The 22,419-nt window shown below is 69.3% G+C and carries 24 protein-coding genes and 1 pseudogene; 11 read left to right on the top strand and 14 right to left on the bottom strand.

All coding sequences use genetic code 11. The features are described 5' to 3' along the window. Nucleotides 1-512 (top strand): ESX secretion-associated protein EspG (locus ABEU20_RS24785; RefSeq protein ID WP_420167045.1); only part of this gene is annotated, 512 nt, incomplete at its 5' end. A 4-nt stretch (nt 513-516) separates the two neighbouring features. Here the strand turns inward: ABEU20_RS24785 and ABEU20_RS24780 are convergent. The 5 genes from ABEU20_RS24780 to ABEU20_RS24760 form a co-directional block, all read right to left on the bottom strand. Beyond that, entirely contained in the window at nt 517-1,206 is a 690-nt protein-coding gene (locus ABEU20_RS24780; protein WP_420167044.1) for a histidine phosphatase family protein, read from the bottom strand. After that, nucleotides 1,203-2,117, bottom strand: coding sequence for a prephenate dehydratase (pheA, locus tag ABEU20_RS24775; protein WP_420167043.1), 915 nt, complete (start codon nt 2,115-2,117; stop codon nt 1,203-1,205). Before pheA ends, ABEU20_RS24780 begins: the two co-directional genes overlap by 4 nt. Nucleotides 2,118-2,189: 72 nt before the next feature. After that, nucleotides 2,190-2,903 (bottom strand): hypothetical protein, encoded by a 714-nt coding sequence (locus ABEU20_RS24770; RefSeq protein ID WP_420167042.1) that lies wholly within the window; start codon nt 2,901-2,903, stop codon nt 2,190-2,192. An 89-nt stretch (nt 2,904-2,992) separates the two neighbouring features. After that, the gene (locus ABEU20_RS24765; protein ID WP_420167041.1) at nt 2,993-3,259 is read right to left on the bottom strand and encodes a hypothetical protein; all 267 of its coding nucleotides are present in this window, start codon (nt 3,257-3,259) and stop codon (nt 2,993-2,995) included. A 3-nt stretch (nt 3,260-3,262) separates the two neighbouring features. Beyond that, the gene (locus ABEU20_RS24760; RefSeq protein WP_420167040.1) at nt 3,263-3,550 is read right to left on the bottom strand and encodes a hypothetical protein; all 288 of its coding nucleotides are present in this window, start codon (nt 3,548-3,550) and stop codon (nt 3,263-3,265) included. Between the two features lie 60 nt (nt 3,551-3,610). Here ABEU20_RS24760 and ABEU20_RS24755 point away from each other — a divergent pair. From ABEU20_RS24755 to ABEU20_RS24735, 5 genes and pseudogenes are all read left to right on the top strand, one after another. Continuing rightward, nucleotides 3,611-4,585, top strand: a pseudogene (locus ABEU20_RS24755) (serine hydrolase domain-containing protein); the annotation flags it as partial. A gap of 26 nt (nt 4,586-4,611) precedes the next feature. Next, the gene (locus ABEU20_RS24750) at nt 4,612-5,430 is read left to right on the top strand and encodes a CPBP family intramembrane glutamic endopeptidase (RefSeq protein ID WP_420167039.1); all 819 of its coding nucleotides are present in this window, start codon (nt 4,612-4,614) and stop codon (nt 5,428-5,430) included. A gap of 37 nt (nt 5,431-5,467) precedes the next feature. After that, nucleotides 5,468-6,811 carry an LCP family protein gene (locus ABEU20_RS24745; protein ID WP_456300339.1) on the top strand — a complete coding sequence of 448 codons (1,344 nt, stop codon included), beginning with the start codon at nt 5,468-5,470 and terminating at the stop codon, nt 6,809-6,811. Between the two features lie 63 nt (nt 6,812-6,874). Then, entirely contained in the window at nt 6,875-7,420 is a 546-nt protein-coding gene (locus tag ABEU20_RS24740; protein ID WP_420167038.1) for a ferritin, read from the top strand. Between the two features lie 157 nt (nt 7,421-7,577). Further along, complete coding sequence (locus ABEU20_RS24735) at nt 7,578-8,126, top strand: ferritin (RefSeq protein WP_420167037.1); 549 nt, start codon at nt 7,578-7,580, stop codon at nt 8,124-8,126. A 120-nt stretch (nt 8,127-8,246) separates the two neighbouring features. On the opposite strand, the gene ABEU20_RS24730 is transcribed toward ABEU20_RS24735, so the two are convergent. The 4 genes from ABEU20_RS24730 to ABEU20_RS24715 are packed head-to-tail and all read right to left on the bottom strand — an operon-like array spanning nt 8,247 to nt 11,233. Then, nucleotides 8,247-9,161, bottom strand: coding sequence for a DUF5926 family protein (locus ABEU20_RS24730; RefSeq protein WP_420167036.1), 915 nt, complete (start codon nt 9,159-9,161; stop codon nt 8,247-8,249). A gap of 33 nt (nt 9,162-9,194) precedes the next feature. After that, nucleotides 9,195-9,959 (bottom strand): glycerophosphodiester phosphodiesterase, encoded by a 765-nt coding sequence (locus ABEU20_RS24725; RefSeq protein ID WP_420167035.1) that lies wholly within the window; start codon nt 9,957-9,959, stop codon nt 9,195-9,197. Then, a complete protein-coding gene (locus tag ABEU20_RS24720) occupies nt 9,956-10,885 on the bottom strand; it encodes a DUF4328 domain-containing protein (protein WP_420167034.1) in 930 nt (309 codons plus the stop codon). Before ABEU20_RS24720 ends, ABEU20_RS24725 begins: the two co-directional genes overlap by 4 nt. Then, entirely contained in the window at nt 10,886-11,233 is a 348-nt protein-coding gene (locus ABEU20_RS24715; protein ID WP_420167033.1) for a rhodanese-like domain-containing protein, read from the bottom strand. It lies immediately after the preceding gene. A gap of 503 nt (nt 11,234-11,736) precedes the next feature. Between ABEU20_RS24715 and ABEU20_RS24710 the strand changes: the two genes are divergently transcribed. Together ABEU20_RS24710 and ABEU20_RS24705 are read left to right on the top strand one after the other, a co-directional pair. After that, complete coding sequence (locus ABEU20_RS24710) at nt 11,737-12,666, top strand: LLM class F420-dependent oxidoreductase (protein WP_420167032.1); 930 nt, start codon at nt 11,737-11,739, stop codon at nt 12,664-12,666. A gap of 248 nt (nt 12,667-12,914) precedes the next feature. After that, nucleotides 12,915-14,420: an MFS transporter gene (locus tag ABEU20_RS24705; protein ID WP_420167031.1), complete on the top strand. Its 1,506-nt coding sequence runs from the start codon at nt 12,915-12,917 to the stop codon at nt 14,418-14,420. 69 nt (nt 14,421-14,489) lie between these two features. Here ABEU20_RS24705 and msrA read toward each other — a convergent pair whose 3' ends face one another. Further along, the gene (gene msrA / locus ABEU20_RS24700; RefSeq protein WP_420167030.1) at nt 14,490-15,158 is read right to left on the bottom strand and encodes a peptide-methionine (S)-S-oxide reductase MsrA; all 669 of its coding nucleotides are present in this window, start codon (nt 15,156-15,158) and stop codon (nt 14,490-14,492) included. Nucleotides 15,159-15,167: 9 nt separating this feature from the next. Continuing rightward, the gene (locus ABEU20_RS24695) at nt 15,168-16,310 is read right to left on the bottom strand and encodes an acyltransferase family protein (protein WP_420167048.1); all 1,143 of its coding nucleotides are present in this window, start codon (nt 16,308-16,310) and stop codon (nt 15,168-15,170) included. Between the two features lie 235 nt (nt 16,311-16,545). Between ABEU20_RS24695 and ABEU20_RS24690 the strand changes: the two genes are divergently transcribed. Then, the gene (locus ABEU20_RS24690; RefSeq protein ID WP_420167029.1) at nt 16,546-17,175 is read left to right on the top strand and encodes a superoxide dismutase; all 630 of its coding nucleotides are present in this window, start codon (nt 16,546-16,548) and stop codon (nt 17,173-17,175) included. Between the two features lie 211 nt (nt 17,176-17,386). On the opposite strand, the gene ABEU20_RS24685 is transcribed toward ABEU20_RS24690, so the two are convergent. From ABEU20_RS24685 to ABEU20_RS24675, 3 genes are all read right to left on the bottom strand, one after another. After that, complete coding sequence (locus tag ABEU20_RS24685; protein ID WP_420167047.1) at nt 17,387-18,397, bottom strand: CotH kinase family protein; 1,011 nt, start codon at nt 18,395-18,397, stop codon at nt 17,387-17,389. 632 nt (nt 18,398-19,029) lie between these two features. After that, nucleotides 19,030-19,707, bottom strand: coding sequence for a DUF4956 domain-containing protein (locus ABEU20_RS24680; protein WP_420167028.1), 678 nt, complete (start codon nt 19,705-19,707; stop codon nt 19,030-19,032). Beyond that, complete coding sequence (locus tag ABEU20_RS24675; RefSeq protein ID WP_420167027.1) at nt 19,704-20,567, bottom strand: polyphosphate polymerase domain-containing protein; 864 nt, start codon at nt 20,565-20,567, stop codon at nt 19,704-19,706. Before ABEU20_RS24675 ends, ABEU20_RS24680 begins: the two co-directional genes overlap by 4 nt. 125 nt (nt 20,568-20,692) lie before the next feature. Between ABEU20_RS24675 and ABEU20_RS24670 the strand changes: the two genes are divergently transcribed. Both ABEU20_RS24670 and ABEU20_RS24665 read left to right on the top strand, forming a co-directional pair. Continuing rightward, the gene (locus tag ABEU20_RS24670; protein ID WP_420167026.1) at nt 20,693-21,553 is read left to right on the top strand and encodes an SMP-30/gluconolactonase/LRE family protein; all 861 of its coding nucleotides are present in this window, start codon (nt 20,693-20,695) and stop codon (nt 21,551-21,553) included. A 173-nt stretch (nt 21,554-21,726) separates the two neighbouring features. After that, nucleotides 21,727-22,254, top strand: coding sequence for a peptidase (locus ABEU20_RS24665; protein ID WP_420167025.1), 528 nt, complete (start codon nt 21,727-21,729; stop codon nt 22,252-22,254). Nucleotides 22,255-22,419: the final 165 nt, after the last annotated feature.

The following is a 22,419-nucleotide window of genomic DNA, read 5'->3' as shown; positions in this document are numbered from 1 at the left end:
GGTTCGCGGCGGGCGCCGTGTCGCGGCTCTGTCTGGCCTGCGACGGCGACGGCGCCGTAGTGGCGCTGCGCAGCGGCGACGCCCTCACCGTCCGGTACGCGCGCCACGACCTCGCCGGGCCGGTCGCGCACGCACTGGGCGCGGTCGACCCGCTCGCGTTCGGCGTGGTCAATCGGCCCACTGAGGTGCTCGGCGCGGCACTCGACCGCCTCGCCGACCCGGCCCGGGCCGCGGGGGAACTGACCGGGATCGGGGTACCGGCGGCGGACGCCGCCGTCCTCGGACCGGCGTTCGTCGACTGTCCCGTCTTCACCGAGATCGTCGGCATCGCCGGTGAGGACGGGCGCCCCGACCTGATGCACGGGCCGGTCACGGTGTTCGACACCGCGGCCGGCCGGATCGTCGGCACCACCAGCGTCGCCGCCGACGGCACGCGCTGGACGTCGCTGAGCCCCGGTCACCCCGGACGGCTGCGTCAGGCCCTGCTCGGTCTGCTCGACCAGCTGGACTGAGACGTCAGCCCATCGGGTCGTCGGTGGCGCCGGCCGCCTCCGGCTCGAACCACGGCTGCTGCGGGGTCGCGTCGAACGGCGGATCGTAGGCGCCCCATCGTACGCACTGCCAGCCGATGTCCGTCGGCACCAGCTCCACCGTCGACGTGTTCTCGAGGTGACGGTCCGCCGCGAACGCGCCCGGCACACCGGACAGGTAGGCGGCGACGAGCCGGATGGCGGCCCCGTGGCTGACCACCACGACGTCGCCGCCCGCACCGCCGTCGAGGTACTCGCCGCGCAGCGCATCGATCACCGGCACATAGCGTTCGACGATGTCGTGCCCCGACTCGCCGCCGGGGATCCGCGCCGACAGATCGCCGGTGTGCCACGTGTGGAAGACCTTCGCGAACATCCGGTGCGATTCGAGGTCCGAGCGGTCCTCGAGCTCGCCGGCCTGTGCCTCGTGGAGGCCCTCCCGGACCTGCAGCGTGATGCCCGACTCCGTCTCGACGAATCCCGCGGTCTCCCGGGCGCGCAGCGCCTGCGACGACACCAGTGCCGTCGGCGGACGCAGCGCCAGCCGCGAGCCCAGCGACTGTGCCTGCGTCCGACCGAGTTCCGTCAGCCGCGCACCCGGCAGCCGGGTGTCGAGCCGGCGTTCGACGTTCGCTTCCGTCTGCCCGTGCCGGACGAGGATCAGCCGCCCGCTCATGCGCCCGCCTCCCCGCGGCGCAGACGCTCCAGCCAGGCGGTGTCGTCGGCGTCCGGCATCGGCGCGCCGCCCCCGGGCACCGCCGACGGCCACGATCCCAGGAACCGGACGTCGCTGAAGCGGTGCAATGCCTTGAGCGCCTCGGCGACCAGGCCGTCGTCGATGTGCCCGACGCAGTCGAGGTGGAACAGGTAGGTGCCGAATTCCTTACGGGTGGGCCGGGATTCGATCCGGGTGAGGTCGATGCCGCGGGTCGCGAACTCGGTCATCGCCCGCACGAGCGAACCGGGCACGTTGTCGAGGTGCAGCACGACGCTGGTGCGGTCGTTGCCGGTGCGGGCGGGGGCCGGACCGGGCTCGGTGACGAGCACGAAACGGGTGCGCGCACCCTCGTAGTCGGCGACACCGGACGCGAGCGCCGTCAGCCCCAGCCGCTCCCCCGCCAGCGCGGTGGACACGCCGGCGTCCGCGAGACCGGCCGCGACGTCCTCGGCGGCACCGGCATTCGACGCCGCGGGTTCGACCACCGCGTTCGGCAGGTTCCGGTCGAGCCAGCTCTGCACCTGTACGGTCGCGACCGGGTAGGCGCGCACGGTGCGGACGTCGTCGAGCGTGGCGCCGGGACGTCCGACGATCGTGAACGCGACGTCGAGTTCGGTCTCGGCCATGACCTGGAGCCGGTCGCCGAGCGCGAGCGCGTCCATCGTCGGGCGGATGGATCCCTCGACGGAACTCTCTATCGGGACGACGGCGCCGGCGACCTCGCCGCGGCGCACCATCTCCAGCGCCGCGGACTGGCTGACGGCGGCGATCCGCTCGACCTCACCGGTGAACGTCCCGGCCGCCTCGAGCTGGGCGAGGGCCATCTCGGTGAAGGTTCCGGTGGGTCCGAAGTAAGCGATACGTGGCACGCCTACGAGATTACGCACTCGGCCGGGGCGCACTCCCGCGATCGGTCCCGGTTCCGTTACAGCAGACCGGGGTTACAGCAGACCGGCCTGGGCGAGCACGCGGTCGACCTCGTCCGGGTCGGCCACCTCGATCCCGAGCAGCACACCGCGGACCGCCTCGGCCGCCTCCGGGACCAGCGCGGCCAGCGCCGCCGCATCCGGTGCGGCGAGGGCGGCCCGGACGTCGTCACCGCGCAGCGACGCGACCGTGCCGGCGAGCAACGCGAGGACCTCGGCGCCGTCGGCGGCGCGGGCGACGAACCCGACGGAGGTGTGGGTGAGGACCGCGAGGAAGTCGGCGACGACGTCGGCCGGCTGTCCGGCGACCAGTCCGGGGCTGTGCCCGGCGTCGGCGAGGAGCTGCGCCGACTCGGCGAGCGTCGGGCCGGACTCGTCGGGCGTGACGAAGACGGCGACCGGCGCGGACAGGCGGAGTTCGACGGCGTCCTCGACCTGCTCGGTCGTGCAGTCCACGTGGTAGCGGACGGCGCGATGGTCGATGGCACTCTCGAGAGCCCGCGGTTCGACGTCGAGTTCGACGACCATGGCCCCCGCGTCGGCGTCGGCGCCGACCGCGGCGGTGAGCACGGAGGCGGCCACGATCGGGTGGCCGGCGGTGACGGCGTCCCGGACGGCGGTCGGGACGGCGGCCTCGCGCCGCTGGTGGAGCAGCCCCGCGACGAGCGGCTGCGGCGCGCTGTTGCGGGACGGAAGAGTCGGCATCGACAGGGACACAGGGATCGACACACCACCACGTTAGCCCGGACCGGCGGAAACTCCCGCTTCCGAGCCGAGGGGTTGCCCCACCACCCCCGAGGAATTAGCTTAGGTTTACCTCACTTACTTCTGCTCGCGTCACACGAACCGAAGGATGCCGCCATGACCCGCACCACCGGACCGACCACCGCCGAACGGATGCGCAGCGCGAGCGCCCGCGCCACCGACGCCGTGCTCGCCGTCGCCGGCACCGACCCCGTCGTCACCTCCCTGCACCACCTGCGCGGCGACGGCACCGCGATCCTCGTGGCCCCGTCCGAATCGGCGGCCACGGCGCTGGCCTGGCAGTACGGACCGGGCGGGCTGCCCGCTGTCCTCGAACTCACCGACTACGCGCCGCTCACGCTGCGGGAACCGGTCCGCTCGCTCGTGTGGCTGCGCGGCAACCTCGTCGCGGTACCCGACGACCGGGCCCGCCGGCTCGCCGACGACCTCGGCGCCGCTGCTGTCGGCGACGACGGCCGACTCCAGCCGCAGCGTGAGCAGCGCGGCGCCGTGACCGAGGTCGAGCAGCGCCGGGTGCGGGTTCTCGGCGGCGACGGGCAGCCGACGAGGATCCGCAGCGCCTGGCTGAGCGCGAGCGCGTCGTCCACCGGTTCGGTGAAGTCGAGGCGCACGTCGTGGTTCGCAGAGTCGGCGGAAGGCGTCGGGCCAGCATCTCGACGAGGTCGGCGTGGTCCTCCTCGGGCAAAGGTGTCGCGAGCACGGTGCTGCACCGCCTCGCGCAGCGCGGACTCATCGACTACGACACCCCCGTCGCCGCCTACTGGCCCGAGTTCGGCGAGGCCGGCAAGGAAGCGATCACCGTCCGCGAGCTGCTCAGCCATCGCGCCGGACTGCACCGCATCCGCGGCCTCGTCCCGGGCCGGACCGCGCTGCTCGACCACGACCGGGTCACCTCGGCACTTGCCGCGGCCGTGCCGGATCCTCGGCGTACGCGGCTGCCCGGCTACCACGCCGTCACCTACGGAACGTTGATCGCGGAACTGACCGCGCGGGTGACGGGACAACCGTTCACGGAACTGGTGCGCACCGAGGTCGCCGAACCGCTCGGCATCCCCGAGTTCTGGTTCCAGGTGCCCGAGTCCGAGAGGGCCCGTATCGCGAAGGTGTTCCCACGCATCAACCCGTTCGGGGTGCCGTGGGGGCTGACCTCGATGACGCTCTCGCTCGTGCCGCACCTCAAGGACATCGCCGACGCCGGGATGCCCGAGGGCTTCGACCTGCTGGTGCGCGACCCGACGATCCACGACTTCGTGATGCCCGGCTGGAACGGGGTGTTCAGCGCCCGGGCGCTGGCCCGGATGTACGCGGCATTCGCGAACGACGGCGTCGTCGACGGCATCCGATTCCTCGAACCCGACACGATCGCCCAGCTCAGCGAGGTCCAGACCCGCGCCCGTGACTATGTTCTCGGCATCCGCATGAACTGGCGGCTCGGCTATCACGCGGCGCTCGTCGCGGCCCGCACCCAGCACTCGGGGGCGTTCGGCCACTACGGCATGGGCGGATCCGGCGCCTTCGCCGACCCGGAGACCGGGCTGTCGGTGGCGTTCGTGACGAACCGTCTCGGCAACGCGCTGACGCCGTTCGCGGACCTGCGGCTACCGAGCCTCGGCGCCCGCGCCGAATCCCTCGCTCACCACCTCTGACGCCGATTGCGGCTAGCGTCGGCGTGGTGATCACCCGCACCACCGTCGATTCGTGGCTCCGGCCCAGCTCACCGCCGCCGTCCGAACCGCCGCTCGACGCCCGGGAACGGCGGACGCTGTGGTTCGAGATCACCATCGTCCTGCTGGTCACGTTCGGGCTCAACGGCGTCTACAGCGCGCTGTCGCTGCTCGAGTCGGCGCTGCAACCGGGTGGGCTGTCCGAGCAGGCGGTCGCGCTCAACCCGTCCCGCTCGACACAGTCGTTCATCGACCTGGCCCGACAGCTGCTCGGCGTCGTCAAGCTGGCGGCGTGGGCCGCACTGGGGCTGTACCTGCTGTGGCGCAGCGGCCTCGGCCCGCGCCGGATCGGTCTCGGTCGGACGCAGGTGCGCGACGGGATCCTGCCCGGAGTCGGACTCGCAGCGCTGATCGGTCTGCCCGGCCTGGCGTTCTACCTGGCCGCGGTGGCGCTGGACATGAACCTCACGGTCATGGCCAGCACCATCGACGACCACTGGTGGCGGCTGCCGGTACTGGTGCTGTGGGCGATCGCCAATTCGGCCGCCGAGGAGATCCTCGTCGTCGCGTACCTGATCTCGCGGTTGCGCAGGCTGGGCTGGAGCGAGAACTCGTCGCTGCTGGCGTCGGCGCTGCTGCGCGGCAGTTATCACCTCTACCAGGGGCTGGGCGGGGGCATCGGCAACGTTCTGATGGGTCTGGTCTTCGGCCGCTACTGGCAGCGCACGGGCAAGTTGTGGCCTCTGGTGATCGCGCACGCGCTGATCGACACCGTCGCATTCGTGGGCTACGCGCTGCTGCGCGGGCACCTGTCGTGGCTGCCGTGACACCCATTCGCCGTTCTCGTGCGTATTCTCGGATGTCGTGAACGGCGAGACCCCCGACAGACGTCAGCCGGGCCCGCCGCAACGCGGTCGGCCCCAGCCGCCGCGCAACGTTCCTCCGCCACCCCGCCGCGGCGGTCCCCCACCGCAGCGTCCGCCGCACAATCCCGAGGGCACCCAGATCATTCGCCGGGACGGCCGCGCCGGTGGACCCACCCAGCGTCCGGCGCCGGCCCGCGCGTGGTCGCAGGCGCCGGAGCCGCAGCCGTACTCGCAGGGCCAGGGCGGACCCCGCGGCCCGGTGCACGCGCCCACGCAGACGCCGCGGCCCTACGCCGAGCCGCGTCGCATCCCGCCGCCTCCGCGTAATCCCCAACCGCCGCGGCCCCCGGCCGCACCCGCCGAGCCGCCCAGGCAGCGTCGGCCCCGCAAGCGCGGGACGTGGCTGCGACGCGTCGCGCTCACCCTCGTCGTCCTCCTGGTGGCGTCCGTCGGCGGTGTGGTCTTCCTCGACACGAAGCTCAACCGCGTCGACGCCCTCGCCGACTACCCGGACCGGGTCGCCGACACCCCGGGCACCAACTGGCTGCTCGTCGGCTCGGACAGCCGCGCGGGCCTGTCGGCCGAGGAGGACCGCCAGCTCGCCGCGGGTGGCGACATCGAGGGCAAGCGCACCGACACGATCATGCTGGTGCACATCCCGAAGAGCGGCGCCACCACGATGGTGTCGATCCCCCGCGACTCGTACGTGAACATCCCCGGCATGGGCCGCGGCAAGATCAACGCCGCGTTCTCGCAGGACGACGGCGAGCAGTTGCTGGTGCAGACCGTCGAGGAGGCCACCGGGCTGCGCATCGACCACTACGCGGAGATCGGCTTCGGCGGATTCTCGGGCATCGTCGACGCCCTCGGTGGAGTCGACATGTGTGTGCCCTACCCGATCGACGACCCGCTGGCGGGCATCGACCTGCAGGAGGGCTGCCAGGAACTGACCGGCCCCGAGGCCCTCGGCTTCGTCCGCAGCCGCGCCACCGCGATGGCCGATCTCGACCGGATGAACAATCAGCGCGCGTTCATGAGCGCGCTGCTGAAGAAGGCCACGTCACCGATGACGCTGATCAACCCGCTGCGGTTGTGGCCGATGATGACGAAGACCGCCGGTTCGCTGCAGGTCGCCGACGGCGATCATCTCTGGAATCTGGCCGGACTGGCGTGGGCGCTGCGCGGCAAGATGGTCACCACCACGGTGCCGGTCGGCGGCTTCGACGTGGTCTCGGGCTGGGGTGACGTCCTGCTGTGGGATCGGGAAAAGGCGTCGGAATTCTTCGATGCCCTGGCAAATGACCGACAGGTTCCGCCGAGCCTGCTCACCGGCGCACCGTGATGCTCGTCGCTGTCCCGACATCGACGCCACTACGGCGGCATTGCGGGCGGTAATGTTCCGCATATGACTGAAGCGGCGCACACGAGCGAGTTCCATCAACTGTTGCAGGCCCAGATCCGCAACGAATTCACCGCCTCACAGCAGTACACCGCGGTCGCCGTCTACTTCGATTCCCGCGATTTGCCGCAGCTGGCCGGCCGCTTCTACAGCCAGGCCGCCGAGGAACGCGATCACGCGATGATGATGATCCAGTACCTCATCGACAACGACCTGCCGGTGACCGTGCCCGGTGTCGACGACGTCGTCACCGAGTTCGCGTCCGTCCGCGAGCCGGTCGCCCTGGCCGTCGCGCAGGAGAAGACCGTCACCGAGCAGATCACGCGGCTGGCGCGCACCGCTCGCGACACCGGCGACTACCTCGGCGAGCAGTTCGTCCAGTGGTTCCTCAAGGAGCAGGTCGAGGAGGTCGCGAGTATGACGACCCTGTTGACCATCGTCGATCGCGCCGGCGACAACTACTTCAACATCGAGGATTTCGTGGCCCGCGAGATGAGCTCCGCGGTGACGGCGGACTCCACGGCCCCCAGGATCGCCGGCTCCGGCGCCTGATGCCCTTCGCTGCAATTGCCGACATCCTCGGCAATTGCAGCGAATCCGAATACCGGGACAACATGCCGAATTGAGGCAACACTAATTGAGGCAATACTAGGCTTAATTAGGTTCCACTTGGGTGACAGTTCGATCTGATCACCTATATCGTTGCTTCATGAGTGCTTCAGACGATTCGCATCGTACGAAATTCCACGCACTTCTCCATGACCAGATCCGCAACGAATTCAATGCGTCGCACCAGTACCTGGCGACCGCCGTGTATTTCGACAATGCGGATCTGCCGCAGTTGGCCCGCCACTTCTACAAGCAGGGCAACGAGGAACGCAATCACGCGATGATGATCATCCAGTACTTCCTGGATCGGGACATCGCGGTGGAGCTCACCGGGGTCGACCCTGCGCGGTGCCATTTCGACGGCGCCCGTGAACCCATCGCCCTCGCGCTCGCACAGGAGAAGGCCGTCACCGAGCAGATCGTGACCCTCGCGCGGACGGCCCGCGACGACGGGGACTACCTCGGCGAGCAGTTCATGCAGTGGTTCCTCAAGGAGCAGGTCGAGGAGGTCGCGCGCATGACGACGCTGCTGACCATCGCCGATCGCGCCGGCTCCAACCTCTTCGATCTCGAAGACTTCGTGGCCCGGGAGATGCGCAGCGTCGACGACGCGTCCGGGGCGCCGCCCGCCGCCGGCGGCACCATCTAGCGTTCCCTCTACAGCTGAAGGGTCCCTTCATGCGCTCGTAGCGCGTGAAGGGACCCTTCGGCTGTTTCGAGACTCGGCTGTTTCGAGACTCTGCTGTTTCGAGACTCTGCTGTTCGAGATTCAGCGCAGGGTGACCTGGCGGCTGCGCAGCCCGTCGCGCGCGCCGCGCTCCGCCACGGTGAGCGGCGCGTCGGTCGCGAGGGCCTCGGCGAGGCGCTCACCCAGCTCGGCGGTCGCAGCCGCCCATTCGTCGACGTGCTTCTCCGGATCGAGGTCGAAGACGGGGACCAGCAGGCCGTGCGTGCGGAACGACCCCGCGAAACGGGAGCCCTCCCCGAGGTGCAGCGCGCCGGCGGCGTGCACTCGGGCGAGCGCGAGCATCAGATCGTCCTCGTCCTCGGGACGCACCCAGCGCAGATGCGCCTTGTCACCGGCATCCACCCACCACGCGGCGACGACACCGTCGGCCTCGAGACGCGCGGACGGCATGATCGCCTGGTTCGCCTGCACGACGGTCGCGGCGACGTCGGGGGTCGGCTCCACGCCCTCGGGGATCCACCAGTCGAAGGTCTGGTGGACGGTGATCTTCGGGAGCACGTCGGCGACGAGGACGTCGGCCAGTCGCGGGCCGTCGGCCTGCGGGTCGGCGAACGTCAGCGAGGTGCCCGGCTCGGCGGTCTGCGCCCACGTCACCGCGGCACCGAGGTCGGCGCCCGGGTCGCCCGTGTGCGCCTGGACCTGCAGGCCCACGTAGCGGCCGGCAGTGCCGGATTCGTCGCGCACCAGCGCGGCGACGGCACCGGGCAGGACGGTGGCCGCGGTCACCGGGGTGGCGGCGTCACGGACCGGGAGTTCGACGAGCGCGGACGGCACGAACTCGCGCAGCGCGACGAGATCGCATTCGGCGGCAAGCCCCGCGAAGGGGCGAGTCGGCGCGGCGACCTCCGCCTCGCGTTCGAGGCGGCGCTGCTCGAGCTTCTCGGCGCGGTTGCTGCCCGGCTTGGGACCACTGTTTCTCTTGCTCTTCTTACCCACGAGGCCAAAACCTACACGGACACGCCGGTTCTCTCAGCTGCCCAGCCAATTCTTGGTGCGCCCCGGGTGATTGGTGGCCACCCAGCTGACGCCGAGTTCGCGGCACAGTGCGACGTCCTCGTGGGCGTCCACGGTCCAGCAGTAGGTGGCGCGGCCGGCTGCGGCCGCCTTGTCGACGATCTCGGGGTGCTCGCGCAGCGTCCTGATCGAGGGCCCCACCGCGGTTGCCCCGACGGTGGTCGCGGCGCCACCGCCGAGGTAGCGCGACGCGTCCCCCAGCAGCACCGTCGGAAGCAGGGGTGCCGACCGGCGGATTCGCCACACCGCGCTCGCCGCGAACGACATCACCACCGCCCGCGAGTGGTCGGCGGATGCGGGGGCGGCCAGGCCGAACCGGGCGAGTTCCGCGAGCAGCTTGCTCTCGACCAGTCCGCCGTAGCGGACGGGGTGCTTGGTCTCGATGAACAGCTTCGTGGGCCGCGACGTCCAGTCGAGGACCAGCGTGATCAGGTCCGCGAGGGTGAGCAGCCCGGCGGGTTCGTCGCCGTCGCCGTAGTCGAGTTCGCCGAGCGAGCTCAGGGTCATCTCGCTGACCACGCCGGTGCCGGACGACGTCCGGTCGATCCGACGGTCGTGAACGCACACGAGATGGCCGTCGCGGGTGAGCCGCACGTCGCATTCGAGGCCGTCGGCGCCCTCGGCGAGCGCGAGTTCATACGCGGCCAGGGTGTGTTCGGGACGAGCGGCGGAGGCGCCGCGATGCGCGACGACGAGCGGTCCACGGCGGTCCGGGCTCATCCGGCCGTCACCTCGTCGGATCGCGGAATGTTGATCCACCGTGTGACGGGGTGCGGCCGACCGAGGAGGTCGCGTCCGTCCAGGCGCCGGATCACCAGCAGCGCGAGCAGTGCAGTGGCGGCGCCGACGGCCGCGGTGACGGCCGCCAGCACGACGCCGTCGGCGTGCGCCTGCAACGAGTCCCGGTTACGCCACAGCACGTTCACCACCACGAGGACGCCACCGGTGATCCAGGCCGTCCACCAGAGTCGGATCGCGCGCCGGAGGCGGCGGTCGTCGTCCGCGATCTCCCGGAGGTACACGCCGGGCATCACGAGGTTCAGGCCGGGCACGAGCACGCCGACGAGCAGTTCGCGCAGCGGGCGCGGGTCGGCGAGGCCGCGCTGGGCGAACACGCGGGCGCGTTCGACGTGCAGCCGGCACGCGACCGCGACGGCGGCCGCCACGGCGACCAGCGGCGCGGACAGCTGGGTCGACCACACCATCGCGTCGGAGATCGCGAGGGTGAGCGGGTCGACGAGCCGGACACGGTTGAACACGAGCAGCCCGTACCGGAACGTCTCGGCCAGCGTCGCGAGCCCGAACACGAGCGCCGCGCACGCCAGCAGCGTGGGCGCGAGATCGGCGACCACCTCGGTGCGGCCGGCGGGCGCTTCGCGGTCCTCCGGCGGCGGGTCGAGCAGTCCCCAGCGCGGGATCTGGCGGTACCGCGGGGTGGGGCCGAGCGACGTGCGCGCCCGGCGGCGCACCGCGGGCGGGTAGGGGCTGCGGGCCACCCAGCGGAAGTTCCGGCCGGACGGCGGCGCCGGGCGCCGCGTGTCGACGGGAGAGAGGAGGACGCCCTGGCAGCGCGGGCACCACTGCGCGGGCGCACCGGCCACCGGCCACTGCGACGCGCACCGTGCGCACACCTGGACGACGGTCATCTAGAAGATCTTCGCCGTGTCGGGATGGTCGTCCGAGGTCAGCGGCAGGCCGGCGACCTGCCACGCGACCATGCCGCCGTCGACGTGGTAGGCGTCGAATCCCACGGAGTTCAGGAACTCGACGGCGACGATCGAGCGCCCGCCCTGCCGGCACACGACGTACACCTCGGCGTCGATGTCGATCTCGTCCATCCGGGCCGGGAGGTCGACGAGCGGGACATGCTGCGCGCCGGGCGCGTGGCCGAGGGACCATTCGTCGTCTTCACGCACGTCGAGCAGCACGACGGTGCCGTCGCGCTCCACCGGGAGGTCCGTCACGTGAACGGTCGGAACGTGTGGAGAGGTCACATCGTCGATTCTGGCACGATGCCCCGTCGCGGGAGGCGCGTCCGGCGTTACGTGACGGCCGGGTTCGTGACCGGACCGAGACTGTAGCGGAGATCACAGCCTACAAATGACCATTGAAATGTGACCTGTACCACTTGCACTGAGGAGTTATCCACAGTTTCCACAGGCTCATCCACAGTTCTGAACAACCTTCGGGGCGATCATCCACAGGTCAGCGCCGTGCTGTGAGTGCATTGCTGACAACTGTGCACCGTGGGACTCGCGGCAATCCACAGCCTGTGTGGATCACCCCCTCTGCGGATTGCCGCGAGCCGGCACGGACCGGAACTTCCCACCCGGGACGCGTGCCCACGTCCCGCCCCTTGATTCCGGCCCGGCCTCCCCCCTCCGCCGGGACGCTCCCATCCCGACATCTGCTCTGACGCGGTGGCACCCGAATCGGTTCCCTCCACCTTTCCGACACCGACGCACGTCACACTCCCCGGTGCGGCACAGTGGACTGCATGGACCTGAGAATCTTCACCGAGCCGCAGCAGGGCGCCACCTACGACGATCTCCTCGCGGTCGCGAAGACCGCCGAACAGTGCGGGTACGACGCGTTCTTCCGGTCCGATCACTACCTGGCGATGAACGTCGAGGGGCTGCCCGGCCCGACCGACGCGTGGATCACGCTCGCCGGACTCGCCCGGGACACGTCGACGATCCGCCTGGGCACCCTGGTCACCTCGGCCACGTTCCGCTACCCCGGCCCGCTCGCGATCTCGGTCGCCCAGGTCGACGCGATGAGCGGCGGGCGAATCGAGTTGGGCCTCGGCGCGGGCTGGTTCGAGGAGGAGCACCGGGCGTACGGCATTCCGTTCCCGTCCCTCGGGGAGCGCTTCGACCGTCTCGAGGAGTCGCTCACGATCATCACCGGACTGTGGGAGACGCCCGTGGGCCGGACGTTCACCCACGAGGGCAGGCATTTCCCGATCACCGACTCACCCGCGCTGCCGAAGCCGGCACAGTCCCCGCGCCCGCCGATCGTGATGGGCGGCATGGGCAAGAAGCGCACCCCCGCGATGACGGCCCGCTACGCCGACGAGTTCAACCTGCCGTTCGTGTCGATCGACGACACCGTGGCGCAGTTCGGACGCGTCCGGGCGGCGTGCACGGCGATCGACCGTGACCCCGATTCGCTCGTCTACTCCAATGCGCTGGTGCTGTGCTGCGGTCGTACCGACGAGGAGATCGCGCGTCGCGCCGCGAAGATCGGGCGCGAGGTGGACGAACTGCGGGAGAACGGACTGGCCGGCACCCCGGCCGAACTCGTCGACAAGATCGGCCGCTACCGCGAGGCCGGATCGCAGCGCATCTACCTGCAGACGCTCGACCTCGCCGATCTCGACCACCTCGAGTTGGTCGCGTCGGACGTCATGTCCCAGATCGGCTGATCCGACAAACAAACGTTCGACCGAAAACTGCATGAATCGGACATGACAACGGCCGCAGCATGTTTGCGGCGTCCACACCCCCAGCGAAGTGCACACCCGGCCGAAACCGGGTGTGCACTTCGCTGTTTCGGGCTTCCCCGAAAACAAGTGTTCCGTTGAACGAGACGGCTATCTGTGATCGCGCCCACGCCATCTGTAATGGGGCGTCACTCGTGTGACTCGGACCACACATCGCAGAAAGGCGTTACATGTCAGGAACTCTCGGCACCGCGGCCACCAACCCGCGCGCCGTCTTCGGAAGCGGCTGGACCCCGCGGCTCGTCCTGTCCCTGGTCTCGATCGCTCTCGTCCTCGAAATCGTCTCGCTCAGTTCGACGATGGCCGCGGTCGCGATGATGCCGATCGGTGAACACTTCCAGACCGATCAGGTCGCCTGGGTGACGACGGCATACCTGCTCGCTGCTGCCGTGGCGTGCCCGCTGGCCGGCAAGCTCGCCGACATCCACGGCAAACGCAAGGTGTTCCTGATCAGCATGGCCATCGCCGCGGCCGGTGCGCTGACGTCCGCGGTCGCCCCCAGCTTCCTGGTCCTCGTGATCGGCCGCGGCCTGTTCGGTGTCCTCATCGCCTGCATGTTCCTGGGCTTCTCACTCATGCGAGACGTCTTCCCGCCCAGAACCCTCGCGCTCGCGGTCAGCATCGCGGCCGGCGGCATGGGCCTGATGACAATCCCGTCGCCCTTCATCACCGGCCTGCTGGTCGACGCGTGGGGCTTCCGCTCGCTCTTCTGGTTCCTGCTCATCGCCCTCGTGGTGCTCGCGCCGCTGGTCCTGCTCACCACCCCCGAGTCGCCGGTCCGCAGCACTGCGCGCCTGGACTACCTCGGGGCCGCCCTCCTCGGTGGCGGCCTGGCCGCGATCCTGGCCGGCGTCAGCTTCGGCCCCTCGTGGGGGTGGACCGACGGCGGCACACTGCTGCTGATCCTGGGCGGTGTCGCCGTCATCGCGGCCTGGGTGCCGATCGCGCTGCGCACCACAGACCCGATCGTCGACCTGCGCTTCTTCCGCCGCGGCCCGATGCTGCGCATCTGCCTCTCGGCCGGTTTCGCCTACGGCACCATGTCGCTGTACGCGACGCTCATCCCGCTCATGTGCATGACGCCGGCCGTGCTCGGGCTGGGCTACGGCTTCGGCGTCGACGCCAAGAGCGTCGGCCTGCTCCAGATCCCGATGGGTCTCGGCAGCGTCATCGCCGGCATCACCGTCGGACGCATGCTGCGCACCACGTTCCCGACGCTGACGCTGGCCGGCGGTGCGGGCCTGATGATGCTCGCGTCCGTCGTCACCGCGTTCTGGCACGTCGGCAAGGTCGAGGTCCTCTTCGGCATCCTGCTGTTCGGTCTCGGCATGGGCGCCCTCACCGCCTCCGTCCCGAACCTCACGATCGCGTCGGTGCCGCCGTCGGTCCAGGCGTCGATGTCGAGCATGGTGCAGGCGTCGCAGACCCTGATCGCGTCGGTCATGCCGGTCATCGCGTTCACGGTGCTGAACTCGAACGTCGCCACCGTCGTCGACGGCTACGGCTTCTACACGGACGGCGCCATGAGCGTCGCGTACCTCATCTCCGCCGCGTCGGCGCTGGTCGCGATCGTCGTGGTGCTGACGCTGCACCGCCGCCGCAACGAGATCACCGAGCGGGTCGCGGCGCAGACCGCGGCCGAGACCGCCGAGCGGGAGCCGGTCGCGGTGGCCTGAGCACCGCCACACGTGGGGCCGGTGCCGATACGACGGCACCGGCCCCACGTGGCGCTGCGAGCGAGATTCTCAGGCGCCCAGTCCCACAGGACAACTCACGCCGGTCGCGTGGACGGGGCAGTACCCGCCGGGGTTCTTGGCGAGGTACTGCTGGTGGTAGTCCTCGGCATAGTAGAAGGCGCCGAGCGGCGCGATCTCCGTGGTGATCTCGCCGTAGCCCGCGGCTGCGAGGCGCTTGGCGAACGCCTCCGCGGTGGCCCGAGCCGTCGCCGCCTGCTCGTCCGATCCGGTGTAGATCACCGAGCGGTACTGCGTGCCGTGATCGTTGCCCTGACGCATGCCCTGCGTCGGGTCGTGGTTTTCCCAGAACTGCTTGAGAATGCCCTCGTACGAGATCTTCTCCGGGTCGAACACCACGAGCACCACCTCGGTGTGTCCGGTCCGGCCCGAGCAGACCTCCTCGTAGGTGGGGTTGGGCGTGTAACCGCCCGCGTAGCCGACGGCAGTGGAGTACACCCCGTCCAGCTCCCAGAATTCCTTCTCGGCACCCCAGAAACAGCCCATGCCGACGACGGCGGTCTGCATGCCGTCGGGGAACGGGGGCTGCAACGGGTGTCCGTTGACGTAGTGGGCGTCGGGCACAGGCATCGGGGCGTCGCGTCCCGGCAGCGCCTGATCCGGTGTGACCATCACGGATTTCGTACCGGCGCGGGCGACGAGGTCATCGAACCAAGACATAGGACGATGCTACGCGCGGTCGCGTGACGCCACCTGGTCGTCGACCTGTCCGCCTACGGGCTCGGAGCGCCTCGTGCGCTGGGCCAGCCACCGTGCGGCCGGCACCTCGACCCACCGGTACAGCGCCTCGGACACCAGTGCCGTGACCACCAGGAAGGCGACGACCGCGCCGGTGCGGCCGAGCGGGCCCACGGCGTTCTCGTACACGCGGTACAGGATCAGCGTGTGCACGAGGTAGATCGCGTAGCTGCGGGTCGCGGTCCAGCGGACGACCGTCCAGCGCGTCGGGCTCCCGCGCCACCGCCCGAGCGCCACCACCAGCACGGTCACCGCGGTGATCGTCCACAGGTAGCGGTCGCCGGCCCAGTACACCCGGATGTCGGTGGCGAGGCGAACCACCTCGATCTGCGCGAGGACGCCGACGATGATCCAGCGCCAGGTCGTCAGCCGCGCCCACCACAGGTACATCAGCTGTCCGAGGAAGACGGCCGGCAGCGTGGCGGCGACCTTCGACAGCATCGGCACGGTGTACGGGTGTGGCGCGTAGAGGTTGTAGAGCAGCACCAGCGCGCACACCGCGGCGCCGACGAGCGGGACGGCGACGGGCCGCGTCCGCAGCACCGGGCGCATCGCGACGCAGTACACGTAGAACAGCACCTGCACGACGAGCGTCCAGGTGACCCCGAGGACCGCGACCTCGGGTTTGAGGAAGAACCCGCCGAGCACGAAACTGAGTGCGGCCTCGACGTTCGAGACGCCCTGTTGCCCGCTGAACATCCCGTTGATACCGAAGCGGACCAGCAGGATCGCGGCCGCGATCGCTACCCAGAACGCGGGGAGCAGGCGGCCGATCCGGTCGACCAGGAATCGGCCGGGCGCGTGCCGGATCGCGGATCTGGTGATCACCGCACCGGTCAGCATCATGAAGATCGCAACGCCGACGAACGAGAGATGCTGATTGAGCCCGAGGCCCTCGACGAACACCGCGTAGACGCCGTCGATCAGCCACCAGCCGTCACCGAGATCGTCGATCAGATAGAAGGAGATGTGCGAATAGATGACGGCGAGCACCGCGATGGCGCGCAGGAGATTTGCCCCGGTCAATTCGACACGTGGCGCCCTCTCGACCCCCGGGGATGAAGCGGGCGTCACGGAAGGCACCGCTCGATATTAGTGTTCCGTTCACATCGCGTTCCAATTTCGCCCGCCGACCGTAATGTCCGCCACACGCAAAACAAGCCAAGTTAAGGGTCGCCGAACTTTTTTGTGAGGGATTCCCACCTGAGCGGTCTGGTTGCACAAGGTGTACCAATGAGATTGGGTTATCCCCGAGCACGATTCACGAATACACACGTCAGGGCGCCACGCCCGCAAAGAAGGGATTCTCGTGTCTGTCTACACGCTGCCCGATCTGCCGTACGACTACGCCGCCCTCGAGCCCCACATCTCCGGCAAGATCATGGAACTCCACCACGACAAGCACCACGCCGCCTACGTCGCCGGCGCCAACACCGCCCTCGACAAGCTCGCCGAGCTCCGCGAAGCCGACGCCCTCGCCCCCGTGGTCAACCTGCACGAGAAGAACCTCGCCTTCCACCTCGGCGGACACACCAACCACACCGTGTTCTGGAACAACCTCAGCCCCGAAGGCGGCGACAAGCCCGAAGGCGAACTCGCAGCCGCCATCGACGACCAGTTCGGCAGCTTCGACGCCTTCCGCAGCCACTTCTCCGCCAACGCCAACGCCATCCAGGGCTCCGGCTGGTCCATCCTCGCCTGGGACTCCATCGGCCAGCGCCTGATCATCGTCCAGCTCTACGACCAGCAGGGCAACATCAGCATCGGCCTCACCCCCCTGCTCATGCTCGACATGTGGGAACACGCCTTCTACCTCGACTACCAGAACGTCAAGGGCGACTACGTCAACGCCTTCTGGAACATCGTCAACTGGGCCGACGTCGCCGACCGCTTCGCCAAGGCACGCACCCAGACCGCCGGACTCATCGTCCCGGCCTGACCCGACGCGCGTCAGCGCTCCGGAACCTCCGACGGCGCCGCCCCCGACCACTCGGGGCGCGGCGCCGTCGCGCTTTGGACTCCACGCCTTCCCCCTCCCTTTCCCGCCCCTCCTTCCCGCCCCTCCCCCTCGCGTTTTTCGCACTTATCGCGAGTTTTCGGGGTCCGGGAGCGCGACAAGTGCGCAAAACGCGGGAGCCGGCCGGGGGGGACTAGCCGGAGGCGATGACCGCGTTGTCGGCGAGGGCATCGGTGCGGGCCTGCAGGCGCGCCCGCAGCGTCTCGACCTGCTCGGCGAGGGCATCGGCGGTGAGTCCGTCGCTCGTCGGCACGGACGCGGCGATGTCGTCGAGCAATTCGACGGCCCGGCCGCTGGCGAACAGCTGCTCGTACAACTCCCGGTAGGCGTTCTCGTAGATCCCGGTGAACGCGGCGGATGCGAGGAACCGTTCCTCGAGGGCGTTGCCCGTCCGCATACCACCGCCCATCGCAGGACCCTCCTGTGGCGCCGCACCACCCTGCGGCGCGGCTCCACGTTGCGCCGCCCCGCCCTGCGTCAGCCCCTGACGTTGCTGGGGCCGGCCGGTGGCGTCGCCCGCGGCGGTCGCGGCGCCGGGCGGTGGTCCGCCCATGCCGCCCATCCCGCCCATCCCGATCGAATCATGCGGACCTGCAGTCGAGTTCGACGACAGCGCCAGGTTGAGATCCCACGAGACCACCGTCAACTTCTTCGATCCGAGGTCGTACCAGAGGTAGTAGTTACGTCCGGGCCCTGCCATGTCGTCGCTGTTGACCAGCAGGTTCTGTGTCGCGACGTAGCGAGCGAACGACTCGACGTCCACGTGATCGCCCAGGTGTGCGGCGAACTCGTCGTCGCTCGCGCCGTCCATCCACTTCAGGAAACTGATGATCGGCTGCAGGTCCTGCGAGCCTTGCCCGTTCACCTGGGTGAACTGGTCGGCGTACGTCGTCTGGTCGTCGCCCTGGTACGTGAACGACGAGTTCGCGTCGGCCTTGTAGAGCACACCGGGGTCGTCGAACAGCGAGTTGGCGTAGCCGTCGTCGGGGTGCTCGAGCAGCAGACGTGTCTGCGTCGCACCACCGTTCACCGAGTACGTCGCGTAGCTGTAGCGCTGTGTCGCCTGCCCGGACTCTGCGGTGAGCGAGAGCGCCGTCGCCTCGTTGAGCACCGGTGATCCCGGACGAACCGACAGTTCGGTCATGCCCTGGTATGCCCGGCCCTCGACGTACTTGTCGAAGCGGACGAGCAGCGGGAGCGACGTCGGGTCGTCCGCCGACAGCGACACCATGCCGCCTGGGCCACCGCCGCCGGGCGGAGCGAACCCCTCCGGAAGTTCCATGCCGTCCGGAAGTTCCATGCCCTCCGGCAGTTCCGGCATCTGCATGCCTTCGGGACGGTCGCCGCCGGGCCCGCCGGTGGTGGCGCGCAGGCCCGTCAACGTGGAATTGCCCTTCAGTCGCACGCCGACGTCGGTGATCAGTGTGCCGTCGACGGTGATGTCGGCGGTGATCCACTCCTTCTCGCCCTCGTTCTGGTACGTGGCGATCATCCGGTCGTAGTCCGATTGAGAGAACTCGATATTCACCGAATGTTCCTCTTCGGTGTCGAAGAAGTCGACGGTGCCGGCGATGTTCTCGGTGATGTCCGACGCGATGACGCTCGCGTTCCCGGTGATGTAGGGGCGCACCCGGGTGGACCCGAAGACCGTGGTGGCGACCAGGACGAACGCGCAGAACACTGCGACGATCGGCCAGTGCTGCCGCAGCGAAACCGGAATCCGGTGGCGCAGCCGACGGGGCGGACCGCCTCTGCCCGAACCTGTTTCGGCGGTCATCAGATGTCGGTCTGGTCGTATCCGGTCAGGACCGTGACGCGCTGACCGGTGTTGACGTCACTGAGCGCGGCGATCAGCTCGGACGGCTTCTTCCCGGCCTTCAGTTGCGCGGTGTAGTACAGCTCGGTGAGGGCTCCGGCGCGCACCGATTCGGTGCTGACGAGCTCGAATTCCTTGGTGAACTGGACCAGGATGTCCTCGACCACCGCGGTGTAGCCGGGCTCCGGCGGCACCTGGACCTTGACGACCTGACGCTGGACGTCGAGCTTGAACCAGTTGAACCGGCTCATCAGCACCAACACGAGGCAGATCGCGACGGTGGCGGCGATCGCGAGTACGTAGAATCTCGTACCCGTCGTCATGCCGATCGCCATCACCAGGAAGATGAAGCCGACGTCACGAGTTTCCTTGATGGCGTTGCGGAATCGCACGACGGACAGCGCGCCGACGAGGGCGAAGGCCCGGGCGATGTTGGAGCCGACCACCAGCATGATGAGGCTGATGACCATGCCGACCATCACGAGGGTCTGGACGTAGGACTGGCTGTAGGAGACGTTCTTGTGGGTGAGCCGGTAGACCCAGCCGATGATCGCGGACAGCACGAACGACAACGACAGCGATACGACGATGTCGAGGGTCGAGAAGGTGCCGCTGAGGTCCTGGAGGTCGAAGTTCATCGTGTTCCCGTCGGTGCGAGCTGATCGTCGAACACGTCAGCTGGTGTGGTGGTGAGGTTTTCGGGGAGCCCGTGCATGCGCGCTCGCGGTGCCATACCGAAGGCCTCGACGCTCTGGCAGTACTTGGAGATCCGCGCCACCGACATGTCGAGTCGCGCGGTGAGGTCGGTGACCCAGTACGGCACGCGCTCGTTGGCCTTGATCTCGACGATGCACAGGTGCGGCGGAATGATGAAGCGGTTCTCGGATGTCGACGCGAAGCCGAAGTCCCGGTCGCGGCCGTGCACCCGATGATCGATCGTCACACGCAGACCCAGATCGGCCTCGGTTCCGACGAAGGCCTCCCGCAGGTATCCCGTGGTGACCGTCGGCACCAGGTCGAGATTGCCGACGAGGGTGGAAACTTCGCCCACGAAGGCACGCTGCCGGTCGTCGTGCTCGATCGGCCACCGCTCGTCGCAGAGGAGCCGGGCCTGTGCGTAGGGCACCCGGATTCGACGCTTCTGCGTCACCCGGTTGACCCGCTGTTTGATCTCGACGAACACCGGGGACTCGTCCGTCGCCTCGGACGGCGGGCCGTAGAGGCGCACGCGGAGCTTGCGCCGGAACCGCAGGCCCTCGATCTTCTCCCAGTAGAACCGCAGGTTCCGGGTGTCGTAGTAGAGGCTGGTGACGGGGTACCCGCCCACGGGGCTGAACTCGTCGGACGCCATGTGGGCGGCGAGCGCCTCCCGCAGCCGCGGCACGTCCCGCTCCGCCGCCAGATACTTGATCTCGTAGCGGTTGAACGCGTGCAGCGAGCTGGCGGTCCGGAGGTAGCCGGAGGGCGCGTCGGTTCCGCGCGACCCGGGTGATGACATGGTCGGTGCAGCCTTTCTGTCGGGGGCTGCACCAGTCCAACGGGTAAACCTCGAGTAAACCTGGGCTGAACCTGGGAGGTTGCTCCGCCTCGTCGAACAAGCGCTCACTGGGTAAGGTGGCCGCTATGGCGGACATCACACTCGATACCCTCGTCACCGGCCTGGCGTTTCCCGAGTGCCCGCGGTGGCGGGACGGGCGGCTGTGGTTCTCCGACATCTACCGGGGCGTGGTGTTGCGCCTGGATCCCGCCACCGGTGATGTCGAACGCGTCGTCGAGGTGCCCGGACAGCCCGCCGGTCTGGGGTTCCTGCCGGACGGCGACCTCGTGGTCGCGTCGGTGGAGGAGCGCAGGCTCTACCGCGTCGGCGGCGACGGAGCGCTGAGCCCGCACGCGGACCTGCACGGCATCGCTTCGTGGCACCTCAACGACATGGTGGTGGACGCCGGCGGACGCGCGTACGTCGGCAACTACGGCGACGCCAGCGCGCCTCCGGAGCCCCCTTTCCCGGCCGATCTGGCGATGGTCGAGGCCGACGGCACCGCTCACGTCGTGGCGACGGAGATGCTGTTCGCGAACGGTATGGCAATCACTCCAGACGGTTCCACGCTGATCGTGGCCGAGACCCGTGCGACTCCGGCCCGCCTGACCGCGTTCACGATCGAGGCCGACGGCAGTCTCGTGAACCGACGCGCGCTGATCGAATTCGACGATCCGCGGGTCATGCCGGACGGCATCGCGCTGGACGCCGAGGGGTCCGTGTGGGTGGCGTCGCCGTTCAGCGAGGAGGTGATCCGGGTCGGCGCGGAAGGCACGGTGCTCGATCGCGTCCCGGTGCCGCACCCGTACGCGGTTGCCCTCGGTGGCGCCGACGGGCGGGACCTCTTCGTCTGCACCGCGGACACGTGGGTTCCGGAGGACGCTCTGCGGATCGGTGGCGGCGCGATCCGGCGTCTGCGCGTCGCGGCGCCCGGCGCGGGCCTCTGACACTCCGGGTCGCCCGCTGCTGGCACTCGAGACCCCTTGTGTGCCAGCAGGACCGCGGCGCATGCTCGTAGGACCCAACGAGGTGTGACGATGCGCGCCGGGCGGGCCCGACCATCGGGCCCACCCGGCGCTCCCGTCGTCGACGGACACCGCGCGGGAGAATCGAGGCCGGGATGAACGAGAACGATTTCGTCGGGATCGCGCCGTTCCACGCCTCGGGAGACCTGCGCGGCTTCGTGATCTCCGGGCGCTGGCCGGACACCACGAGGGAATGGGCGCAGTTGCTGGCGCTCGCGGTCCGGATCGCGTCGCTCCCCGGCCTGCTGCCCACGTCGACGGTGTTCGGGGCGCGGGAGGAACTGCCCGACGATCCGGCACCGGGAACGGTCGGTTTGATCATTGCCGAGGGGCCGGTCCTCGGCGACTCCGCGTTGCCTCCCGGCCGCTTCGCCGCGCACCAGCCGCCCGCACTGATGATGTTGCATCCCCCGGGCGAGACGGTGCCGTCGCTGCCGGAGTGTGCCGGGGCGGCGTCGGGCTGCGTCCTCCTGCCGGGACTACCGCATCTGGGGCTCGAGCATCGGGCCGCGTGGGTCGAGGCGGAGGCGGACGGCACTGTCACATCGATGATTTCGCGGGTGGGAATCGATCCGATCAGCGATCCCGACACCGCGATTCTGGCGATGCTGCTCGCGGCGTGACTACCGCCGAAAGAGAAAAGTTCGGGGTTCCAAACTTACTGTCGCCTTTGCACTTTCACTGATTCGCGGCTATCGTTGCCTCAGCGAAGGGGAGTAGCCCCCAATCGTTGGGTCGACATACTGGCCGGCGCTGCGAAGTGCCCGCCCGGCTCAGCGAACCGGTTC

Source organism: Rhodococcus parequi (assembly GCF_046042785.1).
Lineage (GTDB): Bacteria > Actinomycetota > Actinomycetes > Mycobacteriales > Mycobacteriaceae > Prescottella > Prescottella parequi.
This window is presented reverse-complemented; position numbering and strand designations above follow the sequence as displayed.